The organism is Streptomyces sp. ID05-26A (assembly GCF_033794685.1).
Classification (GTDB): domain Bacteria; phylum Actinomycetota; class Actinomycetes; order Mycobacteriales; family Pseudonocardiaceae; genus Lentzea.
Genome location: NZ_JARAYZ010000003.1, coordinates 103,695 through 116,178, shown reverse-complemented (window position 1 = coordinate 116,178; position 12,484 = coordinate 103,695). Strand labels below are relative to the sequence as shown.

At 67.7% G+C, this 12,484-nt stretch carries 7 protein-coding genes; 4 read left to right on the top strand and 3 right to left on the bottom strand.

The genetic code is table 11. From position 1 onward, the window contains the following. Positions 1 to 7 precede the first annotated feature (7 nt). The 3 genes from PV646_RS27705 to PV646_RS27695 form a co-directional block, all read right to left on the bottom strand. The gene (locus tag PV646_RS27705) at positions 8 to 322 is read right to left on the bottom strand and encodes a hypothetical protein (RefSeq protein WP_500345198.1); all 315 of its coding nucleotides are present in this window, start codon (positions 320 to 322) and stop codon (positions 8 to 10) included. Positions 323 to 393: 71 nt separating this feature from the next. Then, a complete protein-coding gene (locus tag PV646_RS27700; RefSeq protein WP_500345197.1) occupies positions 394 to 2,874 on the bottom strand; it encodes a DNA gyrase/topoisomerase IV subunit A in 2,481 nt (826 codons plus the stop codon). Between the two features lie 34 nt (positions 2,875 to 2,908). Beyond that, positions 2,909 to 6,415, bottom strand: coding sequence for an ATP-binding protein (locus PV646_RS27695; RefSeq protein WP_500345196.1), 3,507 nt, complete (start codon positions 6,413 to 6,415; stop codon positions 2,909 to 2,911). Between the two features lie 443 nt (positions 6,416 to 6,858). Here PV646_RS27695 and PV646_RS27690 point away from each other — a divergent pair, with 443 nt between their 5' ends. The 4 genes from PV646_RS27690 to PV646_RS27675 are packed head-to-tail and all read left to right on the top strand — an operon-like array spanning position 6,859 to position 12,405. After that, positions 6,859 to 8,034 carry a pyridoxal phosphate-dependent aminotransferase gene (locus tag PV646_RS27690; protein ID WP_500345195.1) on the top strand — a complete coding sequence of 392 codons (1,176 nt, stop codon included), beginning with the start codon at positions 6,859 to 6,861 and terminating at the stop codon, positions 8,032 to 8,034. Between the two features lie 59 nt (positions 8,035 to 8,093). Continuing rightward, complete coding sequence (locus PV646_RS27685) at positions 8,094 to 9,692, top strand: DUF4331 domain-containing protein (protein WP_500345194.1); 1,599 nt, start codon at positions 8,094 to 8,096, stop codon at positions 9,690 to 9,692. Continuing rightward, on the top strand, positions 9,689 to 10,981 hold the full coding sequence (locus tag PV646_RS27680; protein WP_500345193.1) for a tetratricopeptide repeat protein: 1,293 nt from the start codon (positions 9,689 to 9,691) through the stop codon (positions 10,979 to 10,981). Before PV646_RS27685 ends, PV646_RS27680 begins: the two co-directional genes overlap by 4 nt. Continuing rightward, a complete protein-coding gene (locus PV646_RS27675; RefSeq protein ID WP_500345192.1) occupies positions 10,978 to 12,405 on the top strand; it encodes a nickel/cobalt transporter in 1,428 nt (475 codons plus the stop codon). Before PV646_RS27680 ends, PV646_RS27675 begins: the two co-directional genes overlap by 4 nt. Positions 12,406 to 12,484 lie beyond the last annotated feature (79 nt).

The following is a 12,484-nucleotide window of genomic DNA, read 5'->3' as shown; positions in this document are numbered from 1 at the left end:
GTGGCCTTCACATGGGATCGGTGAACGAGATCGGCTTGCCGGCGGCGCGGGCGTACTCGATCTCCCTACGCGTGGACTCGCCGACGTACCCGCCCGGGTTGACGACCAGAACCCGGTCGGCCAGGTCGATCTTGCGCAGGTGGAGAGCACCCAGCGCGGCCTTCTGCTCGCCGGTGACCGACTCGTCTGCCTCGATGCGGGGGAAGACGCCCGGCGCGACCACGATGACACCCGCGAAGGTCAGATCACGGTTCGCCGCGTTCATCTCGTCCACGAACCGGGTGGAGCCGCAGATGCAGACGATCTCAGGTCGGTCGGGCACGGCTCCCTCCCCGGCAGCACGTGCGGCAGCAGCCGGTGAGGAGGTCGCCCTGCCCCACCGGCCGCGAGCCGCTAGTCGCGTTCGACCAGGTGCCCGATGATGTCCGGACCGGGATGCGCGTGACCGGAGCCGTCGCGCCTCGGGTCGATGGCCGGCAACTCCACCGGCGTGCCCTTGTCGTCCGCGCCTGCCGGTCGGGATCCGATCCACGCGAGCACCAGATGGTCCTCGCCCTTGAGGAAGCGCTGCGACCGCACACCGCCCGTCGCGCGCCCCTTGGCCGGGTACTCGCTGAACGGCGTGACCTTGACGCTCAGACCGGACGACGTGACGACCATCGGCTCGCCGTGCTCGTCGTCGTCCGTGCGGATCGCGCCGAAGAAGACCACGTACGCGTCACCGCTCAGGTTGATGCCCGCCATGCCGCCACCCTTGAGGCCCTGCGGCCGCACGAGCTTCGCGTCGTAGCGCAGCAGTGACGAGTCGGAACTGACGAACGCGATCGTCTCGCTGCCATCGGTGAGCCAGGTGCAGCCGACGATCTCGTCGCCGTCCTTGAGCGAGATGACCTCGAACTCGTCCGAGCGGACCGGCCACTCCGGCACGCACACCTTGACGGTGCCGAGCTTCGTGCCGAGCGCCATGCCCGGCGAGTCCTTCGGGTCGAGCGGCGCGATGCCCACCACCTTCTCGCCCTTGTCGAGCGGCACCAGCTCACTCGCTGCCATACCGCCGCGCAACGAGACCGTGCCGCTCTGTTCAGGCAACACGGGAAGTGGGAGCACGTCCGTCTTGAACGCCCGGCCTCGGTTCGTGATGAGGATGACCTGGCCTCGCGCCGTGGAGTGCACCATCGCCAGCACGGCGTCGTGCTTCACACGACCCGCACGGCGCTTGCCCTCCGACGCCTCCTCCGACTCCGCCGCGGTCCGCGCGACGAGACCGGCGGCACTCAGGATCACCTGACACGGATCGTCCGCCACCTCCAGCGGCCCGGCCGGCTTCGACGCCGCCAGCACCTCCTTGAGGTCACCGTCGATGAGGCTCGTCCGCCGCTCGCCGCCGAGGTCCTTCGCCACTGCGGCGAGTTCGGACGACACCAGCTTCTTTAGAACACCCTCGTCGTCCAGGATCGCGCTGAGCTCCGCGATCTCCTGGCGGAGCTTGTCCTGCTCGTTCTCCAACTCGATCTTGTCGTACCGGGTGAGGCGGCGCAGCGGCGTGTCGAGGATGTAGGTCGCCTGGATCTCCGACAGCTTGAACTGCTTCATCAGGCCGTCCTTGGCGGCAGCCGCGTTCTCGCTGCCCCGGATCAGCTTGATGACCTTGTCGATGTCCAGCAGGGCCAGCAGAAGGCCCTCGACGAGGTGCAGACGTTCCTCGCGCTTGCGGCGCCGGAACTTCGTGCGCCGCGTGACGACCTCGTAGCGGTGCTGGAGGAAGACCTCCAGCAACTGCTTGAGCCCCAGCGTCTGCGGCTGACCGTCGACCAGCACCAGGTTGTTGATGCCGAACGACTGCTCCATCGGCGTCAGCCGGTAGAGGTCGGCGAGCAGCGCCTGCGGGTTGACACCGACCTTGCACTCGATGACGAGACGGATGCCGTTCTCGCGGTCGGTCAGGTCCTTCACGTCCGCGATGCCCGTGAGGCGCTTGGACTTGTTGACCTCGTCGGTGATCTTCTCGACGATCCGCTCCGAGCCCACGCCGTACGGGAGCTCCGTGACCGTGATGGCCTGACGCCCCCGGCTGCCCTCCAGCGGACCGATCTCCACCTTGGCACGCATCCGGACCACACCGCGACCGGTCTCGTAGGCCTTCCGGACCTCGTCCAGCCCCAGCAGGATGCCGCCCGTGGGCAGGTCGGGACCCGGCACGAACTCCATGAGCTTGTCGAGGTCGGCGCCGGGGTGGTTGATGAGCCACCGCGCCGCACCCACGATCTCGCGGAGGTTGTGCGGGATCATGTTCGTGGCCATGCCGACCGCGATGCCGGACGTGCCGTTGACCAGCAGGTTCGGGAACGCGGCGGGGAGCACGGCCGGTTCCTGCAGCGAGCCGTCGTAGTTCGGGCGGAAGTCGACCGTGTCCTCGTTCAGCTCACCGACGAGTTGCATCGCCACCGGGGACATGCGGCACTCGGTGTATCGGCTCGCGGCCGGTCCATCGTCCGGGGAACCGAAGTTGCCGTGGCCGTCGATCAGGGGCTCGTTGAGGCTGAAGTCCTGTGCCAGACGGACGAGAGCGTCGTAGATGGCCGTGTCACCGTGTGGATGAAACTTGCCCATTGTGTCGCCTACGACGCGTGACGACTTCACGTACGCGTGCGTAGGCCGGTACCCCTGCTCGTGCATCGAGTACAGGATGCGGCGGTGCACCGGCTTGAGGCCGTCCCGCGCGTCCGGCAGCGCCCGCGAGTGGATGACCGAGTACGCGTACTCCAGGTACGAGTCCTCGATCTCCGTCTTCAGCGAGTTGTCGAGCACCTTGGCGCCGGCCTTGTCGAACGCGGCTGGGTCGACCTTGGTCGTGGGTCCCTTGCGGCGTGCCATGACTTCGTGACTCCGTCTGTCTCTGGAAGAAGGCTTAGAGGTCGATGGCCGACTGGTCGACCCTGGCGGCGGACTCGACGAGCCAGTTGCGGCGCGGCTCGACCTTCTCGCCCATCAGCAGTTCGAGGGCTTCCTCGGCGGCTTCGACGTCGGTCATCGTGATGCGGCGGACCGAACGGGTCGAGGGATTCATCGTGGTGTCCCACAACTCGTCCGCGTCCATTTCGCCGAGGCCCTTGAATCGTGGCACCGGGGTGACGACCTGTTTGCCGGCCCTTTCCAGCGACGCGACCTTCTGTTCCATTTGGCGCTGGGTGAAGGTGAAGTGCGTTTCCGGGTTGCGGCCGCGGGTCATGACCTTGTGCAACGGGGGCATGGCCGCGTAGAGGCGGCCGTCCTCGATGACCGGGCGCATGTACTTGGCGAACAGGGTGATCAGCAGCGTGCGGATGTGGCTGCCGTCGACGTCCGCGTCGGCCATCAGGATCACGCGGCCGTAGCGCATCTGCGGGAGGTCGAAGGTGCGGCCGGTGCCTGCGCCGAGGACCTGGACGATGGAGGCGATCTCGGCGTTGCGCAGGGTGTCGGCGAGGGAGGCCTTCTGGACGTTGAGGATCTTGCCGCGCAAGGGAAGCAGCGCCTGGTACTCGGAGACGCGCGCCATGCGGGCGCTGTTGTGGACGAACACACCGGCTTCGAGGGCGAAGTTGTGGTAGCCGTCGACCGTGAGGTCGTAGACGTCCTCGCGCTCCGGCAGCACCTCTACGGACGCGACCGAGTGGTTCACCATCGACGCCGCCTCGCGCAGCCGCGCGAAGTCGTCGTCGTAGTGCGCCAGCACCTTGAGGAACTTCAAGCCGGTCTTGGCGTTCTCCTTGCGGTCGAGCTCGTAGGCCAGCGCCAGCTCGAAGTTCGACGGCGTGTCCAGCATCGGCGCCATCCGCTTGAGTGCGGCGATCCGGCGGCCATCGACCTGCTTGGCGACGCGCTCAGCGCGGGGAGTCGACTCCACGTAGCGGCGGCGACCCTTCTGGACCTTCTCCAGGTGGCCGGTGGAGACGTCGGCCATCCGCTGCTTCATCCGAGCCGAGTGCTCGCGGCCGAACTCCGGGTTGTTCTCGTGCCAGGCGACGACCGCCTCGCGTTGGCGCTGACGTTCTGCCGGGTCCGAGAACTGGTCGATCGTGGTGCGGGAACGCCACGCGAGCAGTTCTTCGTCCTGCCACTGCGCCAGTGAGCGCTCGCTCCACTCCTCACGCTTGCCGGGCTGCTCGAAGAACGCCCGGACCCGTTCCGCGGCGGCAGCACGGTGCTCGGGCTTGGCCCAGTACTCGGCCTGCACCGCGCGCAGGCGCTCGGCGTACGCCGTCTTTTCCTCGTCGCTGAGTGCCGAGTACCAGTCGAGGAAGCCCTGCTCGATGCGAGTGCGGAACTCCGGGTCCTGGTTGCGCTCGGCGAGACGGGTGAGGCAGGAAGCGCGGAACTCGGGGTTCTTCCACTGTTCGGACAGCATCGCGGACTTGAACTCGGTGCCCCCGGCCGCCAGCCATGCGCGGTAGCCCGCGTGCACGTGCTCGCCCATCATCGCGGCGTGCAGCGCGGCGTGGGCTTCCCACGTCATGCGCTTGAGGTTGCGCGGGTCGTTGTTCCGCTTGTCGACGTCGACGTGGTGCCGGACGTTGCCGTCCTCGGTGCTGTCGAAGCCGTGGCGCAGGTTGTACGCGTCGGCGAGGTAGTGGGTGTAGACCCATTCCTGCCGGTCGTTCATCCAGATCCGCTCGTAGCCGTCGAGCTTGTGACCCTCCGCCTTCGAAGACACCGATCGGTAGAGCGGCATCAGCGAGTCGCCGGCCTGCAGGGCGTCCGCGCGGCGGTAGGAGCCGTCGCGGAGCCGGAACAGGTGGTCCGGCGTACAACGCACGGACTCACCGGTGTCCAGCGTGACGCGGACCAGCGGTGCTTCCTTCTTCGTCAGCCGCGGCTCGACCAGGGGAACGACGACGACCCTGCCTGCCTTGTTGGTCGCATAGCCGAAATGCGTGACACCTCGGCTCCAGTCCTCGGTGAGTTCGAGGAACGAAAGCGACTTCCCTGAGGCCAGCGCGACCCGCGTTTCGCCAACAAAACAACCCAGCGCGCTGTCGCCCTCCACCAGGAACAGCTCAGAACGAGCAACTCCGGTGGTGCGGCAGTCGACCAGCTTGGCCGGCATCGCCGCACCCTCGAGAGCCGTCTTGCGCCGCGCCGCGTCCTTCTGCTGCTTCTGGGTCAGACGGACGCGGGACGCGTCGACGACCTTCTGCAGAACGGTCTTGGCCTCGACCTTGGTCTTGCGGTCCTCGGTCCACGCGCGGACCTGCGCGTCGACGATGCCCTGCAGCACCTTGGTGATGCCCGCGGTGGAGAGTTCGTCCTTGGTCTGCGAGGTGAACTGCGGTTCGGGGATGCGGACGTGGACGACGGCCGTCATGCCCTCGAGCACGTCGTCGAGGGTCGGCATCTCCTCCTTGGGCTTCAGGAGCCCTCGGGTCTTGGAGATGGCGTCCTGGACGGACTTCACGACCGCGCGGTCGAAGCCGCGGCGGTGGGTGCCGCCGTGCATGTTGCGGATGGTGTTGGTGAAGCACTCGACGGTGCGTTCGTAGCCGGTGCCCCAGCGCAGCGCCACCTCGATCTCGGCCTGACGCTCCACTTTGGACCGCATCACGCCGTTCTCGTCGGCGGCGTTCTCGAAGTAGGTGCCGGTGCCGGTGATCACGATCGTGCCGGACACCGCGCGGTCGCCCGCGGGGGCCAGGTAGTCGACCATGTCGGTGAGGCCGTTGGGGTAGTGGAAGACCTCTTCGGAGATCGAGTCTTCCAGCGCTGTGCGCAGGACGTAGGTGACGCCGGGGACGAGGAACGCCGTGTTGCGCATCTTCTGGCGGACCACGTCCACGTCGAGCGCGGCGCCGTTCTCGAAGTAGCGGGCGTCGTACCAGTAGCGGGTCGAGGTGCCGGTCGGTTCGTTGCGCTTCATCTTGCCGGTGACCTGCAGGCCCGCCTGGCGGGTGAACTTCGCCTTGGGGCCGGGGCCGTCGAAGACACCGGGGACGCCGTGGGCGAACGACATCTCGTGGACCTTGCCGCCGCGGCGCACCGTCACGTCGTAGCGGTGCGACAGCGCGTTGACGGCGGAGGCGCCGACGCCGTGCAGGCCGCCGGAGGTCTTGTAGCCGGAGCCGCCGAACTTGCCGCCGGCGTGCAGCTTGGTGAGCACCAGTTCCACACCGGACAGACCGGACTTCGCGTGCACGTCGGTCGGGATGCCGCGGCCGTCGTCGTCGACCTGGACGCTGCCGTCGGCGTGCAGCGTGACCACGATCTTCTTCGCGTGGCCCGCGACGCCCTCGTCGGTCGAGTTGTCGACGATCTCGCTGAAGAGGTGGTTGATGCCCCTGCTGTCGGTCGACCCGATGTACATGCCTGGCCGTTTGCGTACGGCCTCCAGACCTTCCAGGTGGGTGAGGTCGTCGGCCCCGTACAGGGTCTCTGCGGTCACGGGTACTGCTCCCTGATCGTGTGCGGACTGCCAGCAGGGTATCCGTCCCCACTGACAATTTTTCGCAGGACGCCCGTCACGGAAGTGGAAACCGCGCCGAATAGTGGGACGTGGCGCACCGAAAACGGCGTTCACACCCCTTCTGAGCTGCGAAAGCTCCCAAAACTGGCCCAAACGAGACCGGTTGGCGAACGTCACGCGCGCGAGTGGGCCTCGAGGAGGGCTACCCGAGCACGCGCACACGCAACCCGGAGGCCCGGATCAGCGCGATCCGTCCGTCCTATGTGGACTCGAATGCACCTGCCCGGCTGGTCGGTGACGGGAGGCCGCGAGGTTGCGCCCGAGACCTTTCCGAGACCTTCCCGAAACGGACCCGTGAACCGTGGTGAACATCGGCACGTATGCCCCGATGTCGGAAACGGATCGAAGGACGGAGTGGTCGCGTGCGGCATGGTGTGGACTCGGGTCTCTTCCAGCAGACCGCGCACAGCCCGTCCTATTTCGAGCTGTCGCGGACCGGTGCGGGTGAGCTCGTCGACTTCTGCATCCCGTGCAATCCGTACTTCCCGACGCCGCAGATGTTCGAGGAGCTGTCGAAGAACCTCGAGGCGGTGCTGAAGTTCTACCCCAGCGACTCGTCGAAGATCGCGGCCCAGCTGAGCACCGTGCTCGGCCTGAACCCGGCGACGATCGCGATGTCGAACGGGTCGACCGAGCTGATCACGTGGATGGACCACATGTGGGTCCACGAGAGCATCGCGATCCCGATCCCCACGTTCGGCCGCTGGACCGACCAGCACATGGAGACCAACAAGCGCGTCGACATGTTCCTGCTCCAGGAGAGCAACAACTTCGAGCTGGACGTCGACGAGTACATCAAGTTCATCCGCGCTCGCGGCAGCAAGGTGGCCGTGATCTGCAACCCGAACAATCCCGACGGCGGGTACCTGCCGCGCAGGGAGATCATCCGGTTCATGGACGAGCTGTCCGACCTGGACCTGGTCGTGATCGACGAGTCGTTCATCGACTTCGTCGAGGTCGAGCGCAACCCGTCGGTCGCGGCCGAGGCGTCCATCCGGCCCAACGTGGTCGTGCTGAAGAGCCTCGGCAAGAACTTCGGCCTGCACGGCATCCGGTTCGGCTACCTGGTCGCGAATCCCGGTCTGGCCGGGAAGATGCGCCAGATCCTGCCGAAGTGGAACCTCAACTCCCTGGCGGAGACCGTCGTGTTCATGCTGGCCGAGCACGAGGGTGAGTACGCCGAAAGCCTGCGTCTGCTGTCACGGGACCGGTACCGGATGGGCATGGAGCTCTCGCGCATCCCGGACCTGACCGTCTACTCCTCGCAGGCCAACTTCCTGCTGGTCAAGCTCGGCGGCGGCATCGACGGCCGCGAGCTCAGGGACCACCTGTTGTCGCGCCACCAGGTCTTCATCCGCGAGTGCGGCAACAAGCTCGGCATGACCAGCAAGTTCGCGCGGCTGGTGGTGCGTCCCGAGCACGACGTCGAACGGCTCGTCGAGGGCATCCGCGACTTCACCCAGGCGAGGTGGACGAGCGAGCACCCGAGTCATTCCAGCCATTCGAGCGAACCGTCGCTGCTGATGCACAGCGCCTGACCGACTGCGCCCGACACGACAGCGACTGACCCGTCTTTTCTCCGAAAGGTTGCCCAAAGATGTCATCACCGCACGCCCTCAGCGGTCGGCGCGGCCAGGTGGCTGCGGCCGCGCTGGTGGCCGCCACACTGCTGAACGCAGCCATGTTCGGCGGAACCAACGCCACGGCGTCGTCCCACCGCGAGGCCCCGCTCATCGCGGGTGACCCGGCCGTGGACAACACGGACCTGTACGCGTTCGTGAGTCCCGACCACAAGGACACCGTGACGCTGGTCGGCAACTGGTCCGGGTTCCAGGAACCCAACGGCGGCCCGAACTTCTTCCCGTGGGCCGAGGACGCGCAGTACGACTTCAACGTCGACAACGACGGTGACGCGAGGCCCGACGTCACGCTGCGGTTCACGTTCGAGACCGACGACCGGCGCAAGAACGCCACGTTCCTGTACGCCAACGGTGTCGTGGACTCGCTCGACGACGAGAACCTGCTGTTCCGGCAGCGCTACAACCTCGAGGCGATCTACCAGAACGGCCAGAAGGTCAAGCTGGTGAACAACGCCCCGGTCGCGCCGTCCCCGAACGGCCCGGCGTCGATGCCGGACTTCAAGAAGCTGCGCGACCAGGCGGTCACGCAGATCGCGGGTGGCGGCAAGGTCTACGTGGGCCCGTCGGAGGACGCGTTCTTCGCCGACCTGCGGGTGTTCGACCTGCTCTACGGCGGCAACCTGAGCGAGGTCGGCCAGGACACGCTGCGCGGCTACAACGTCAACACGATCGCGATCCAGCTGCCGAAGAACGCGCTGGCGTTGCGCAACGACAACCACCGCAACCCGAACATCGGCATCTGGAGCACCACGCAGAAGCGCAGCCTGAAGCTCTCGCCGGGCAAGGCGGAGCCGCAGGGTGACTTCGTGCAGGTCTCGCGGCTGGGCAACCCGCTGGTGAACGAGGTCGTGGCGCCTGCGGGCCTCAAGGACGCGTTCAACGGCCTGCGCCCCGACCAGGACGCCGGCGTGAAGGAGCTCGTGGACCGGGTGGTGAACCCGGAGCTGCCGAAGCTCGTCGAGGCGATCTACAAGATCCCGGCGCCGAAGGGCCAGCGCGACGACCTGGCCGAGATCTTCCTGACCGGCATCACGAAGAAGCTCGGCGCGCAGATCAACGCCGACCTGAACTCGCAGGTCAACAACCAGGACGTGGACGCGCGGCGGTTCCGCCCCAGCGAGATGCTGCGCCTGAACATGATGATCGACCCGAACCCCAACCCGAACCGCCTGGGTCTGCTCGCGGGTGACACGCAGGGCTTCCCGAACGGCCGTCGCCTGACCGACGACGTGGTGGACATCGCCGTGCAGGCGATGGAGGGTGCGGCGGCGTCCGGCAAGCTCGTCGACGCGCTCGCCACGGGTGACAAGGTCGACGCGAACGACCAGCCTTTCGAAGCGAACTTCCCGTACGTGGGCCTGCCGCGCAACGGCACGGCCGTCAACGCCTCGGGCAACACCGCCGAGGTCGCGGTCAACCCGGTCGGCAAGATCGGCGACATCGATCCGATGGCCATGACCACGGCGGTCGGTTCCGCGGCGGTGTTCGGCGTCGGCTTCCTCCTGTGGCGCAAGCGTCAGCAGCACATCCGCAAGTACGGGTCGCACTCGAAGTGAAGTACCAACAACGGCAGGCCGTCGCGGTGGTTCTCCTGGTCACCGCGGCGCTTGCCCACCTAGCCGCCTCCGGTCCTGCCGACAGCAGGGCCGGGGGCGCGCCCCCTGTTCCGGCCGTGGCGCAGCAGAACCAGATGCACAAGGTGGTTCACCGGCTGCAACAGCGGCTGCACGAGCTTCCCCAGGACAAGGACTCCTGGGCACGGCTCGGATCGTCCTACGTGGAGCTGGCGCGGGTCACGGCCGACCCGGCGTACTACGCGAAGGCCGAGGGGGCTTTGAAGAACGCGGGTGACACGGGCCTCGCCGCCATCGGCATGGGCACGCTGGCCAACGCCCGCCACGACTTCTCCACGGCCCGTGACTGGGGCCAGAAGGCGATTGCCGCACTGCCGGCCTCCGCGGAGGCCTACGGCGTGCTGGCGGACGCGTTGACGCAACTCGGCGACGACGCGGGCGCGCAGGAGGCGGTGCAGAAGATGCTGGACCTCAAGCCCAACACCGCGTCCTTCGCCCGTGCTTCCTTCCACTTCGAACTCCACGGCGACGTCGACGGAGCCCGCGACGCGATGCAGCGTGCGCTGAAGGCCTCCACGACGCCCGAGGAGATCGCGTTCTGCCGTTACCGGCTGGGCGAACTCGCGTTCGACCACAACCGGCTCGACGAAGCCGCTGAGCACTACGAGCAGGGACTGGCGGCGAGAGGAGACGACATGACTCTCACTCAAGGCATGGCCAAGGTCGCGGCGGCACGGGGCGACGTCCCGGTGGCCCTCGACTCGTACCGCAGGCTCGTGGCGCGCGCGCCCCTGCCCCAGTACCTGCAGGAGTACGCGGAGCTGCTGGAAGCCAACGGCAAGGCCGCCGAAGCCGCCCAGCAGCACGCGGTGCTCTCCGAACAGCAACGACTGATGGAGTCCCAGGGTGCTTCCGACGATCTGGCCGCGGCCCTCGTCGCCGCAGACCGAGGTGATGGCATGCAGGCGCTGCGCCGTGCGGAAGCCGAGTGGAGCCGCCGGCAGAGCGTCTTCGTGGCCGACGCGATGGCCTGGGCCCTGCACGTCAACGGAAGGGACGCCGAAGCCTTGAGCTACTCCGACCGCGCGGTCGGCCTGGGCTGGCAGAACGCCACGTTCTCCTACCACCGCGGCATGATCCTCGCCGCGCTCGGCCGGGTCGCCGAGGCGCAGGAGGCGCTGGTGCAGGCGCTCACGCTGAACGCGAACTTCTCCCCTCTCCAGTCCCTCAAGGCAGGCCGCAAGCTCGCGGAGCTTCGAGGCGGCAGGTGAGCCTGTCCAGCTGGGTGGTGCGGCCCGTCCTGGTGGCGGCTCTGCTGCTCGCCGGCATCTTCTTCATCAACGGCGAGGCGTCAGCCCACCCGCTGGGCAACTTCAGCGTCAACCACTACCACGGGCTGCACCTGCACCCGGACCGGATCGACCTGCGGTCGGTGGTCGACGTGGCGGAGATCCCGACGCTGCAGGAGAACCTGCGGACGCGGGACGCGAAGCAGTGGTGCGACGAGGTGTCCCGCACAGACCGTTCCACTGTGGACGGCCGGCGGATCTCCTGGACGCTGTCGAGCTCCACCAAGGAACACCCGGTCGGCCAGGCCGACCTCAGCACGACCCGGCTGGTCTGCGAGTTCACCGCGAAGGTGGACCTCGACCGGCCGGCCAGGCTCGAGTTCTCGGACGAGTCGAACGCCGACCGGGTCGGCTGGCGTGAGATCACCGCCGCCGGCACCGGTATCAGGCTCGCCGACTCGCCGGTGCCGACCGAGAGCATCAGCGACGAACTGCGGACGTACCCGGAGGACCTGCTCAGCAGCCCGATGGACGTCCGCTCCGTCGCGTTCAGCGCCGAACCGGGCAGCGGGTCCGAGCCGAAGATCGCCACCGGCTCCCCGATCCAGTCGTTCAGCGTCACGGCGGCCAAGCTCAACGACATCCTGGGCAGCGACGACCTCACGCCGTGGCTCGGGTTCCTGGCCTTGTTGCTGTCGTTGGTGCTCGGCGCGTCGCACGCGGCGTTGCCCGGTCACGGCAAGACGCTCATCGCCGCCTACCTCGCCGGACGCCAGGGCACGCCGAAGGACGCGTTCATCGTCGGTGCGTCGGTCACGGCCACGCACACCGGTGGCGTGCTGGTCCTCGGCCTGGGCATCAGCGCGTCGAGCGCGCTGGCCGGTGAGCAGGTGCTGCGCTGGCTCGGGCTGGTCAGCGGCGTGCTGATCGCGGTGATCGGCGTGATGCTGCTGCGGTCGGCCCTGTCGACGACCCGCGAGCCCGCGCTCGCCGGAGCTCTGACGGGACACGGCCATGGCCACGGTCATGGGCACGGACATGGGCACGGACATGGCCACGGACATGGCCACGGTCATGGGCACGGCTACGGTCACGGTTACAGCCGCGCGAGCCTCATCGGCATGGGCGCGGCCAACGGCCTGGTCCCCTCGCCGTCCGCCCTCGTGGTCCTGCTCGGCGCGATGGCCCTGGGCCGCACGTGGTTCGGCGTCCTGCTGGTCGTCGGTTACGGCGTCGGCATGGCCGGCACGCTCACCGCGGTCGGGCTTCTGCTCGTGAAGGCGCGGGATCGCGTCGAGCGAATCCTGGACGGCCGTGCCACCCGCCTGCTGTCGCATTACGCACCGGTCGGCACAGCCGCGATGGTCATCGTCGTCGGCGGCTGGCTGACATTGCAGGCCCTCTAGTGGGGTCGCCCAGAACGATGTAGCCCGGAACGATGTAGCCCGGAACGGACTCGCACCGCTAATTACACCAATGCAACTC

What these genes read in the sequence shown, in the direction of transcription:
- PV646_RS27700 (WP_500345197.1), bottom strand. Translation starts at nt 2,874, where the DNA reads ATGGCACGCCGCAAGGGACCCACGACCAAGGTCGACCCAGCCGCGTTC.
- PV646_RS27685 (WP_500345194.1), top strand. Translation starts at nt 8,094, where the DNA reads ATGTCATCACCGCACGCCCTCAGCGGTCGGCGCGGCCAGGTGGCTGCG.